Here is a 281-nt window from a genome sequence, read left to right as displayed (position 1 = left end):
CCGACTCCCAGGTACGCGGGGCCGGAAAAGCCCAGGTTGGCGCCGTGCACGTGGGGCGACACGCCGTGCCATCGGCCGTAGTGGGCCTCGAACGCCTCCTGCGCGCCCGGCGGGTGCCGGGACCAGTCGCGGACGCGGACGGTTCCGGCGACGGCGTCCCAGCCGCGGCCGGCCCACGCGATCTGCCGGGTCAACCACTCGGCGGGGACCCGGCTGTCGGCGTCGGTGGTCGCCAACCACAGGCCCCGCGCGTCGTGTACGCCGCCCAGGTACGCCGCGAA

The 281-nt window shown here is 76.2% G+C and carries 1 protein-coding gene; it reads right to left on the bottom strand.

Annotated features, from left to right (window positions below; genetic code table 11):
* A partial coding sequence (locus GT354_RS37475) for a glycosyltransferase (RefSeq protein ID WP_161360848.1) occupies window positions 1-281 on the bottom strand: 281 nt, incomplete at both ends.

Origin of the sequence: Streptomyces sp. SID3343 (genome assembly GCF_009865215.1) — a bacterium.
Classification (GTDB): Bacteria; Actinomycetota; Actinomycetes; order Streptomycetales; family Streptomycetaceae; genus Embleya.
Note: the sequence above shows the minus strand (reverse complement) of the source record. Positions and strands in the feature narration are given on the sequence as shown.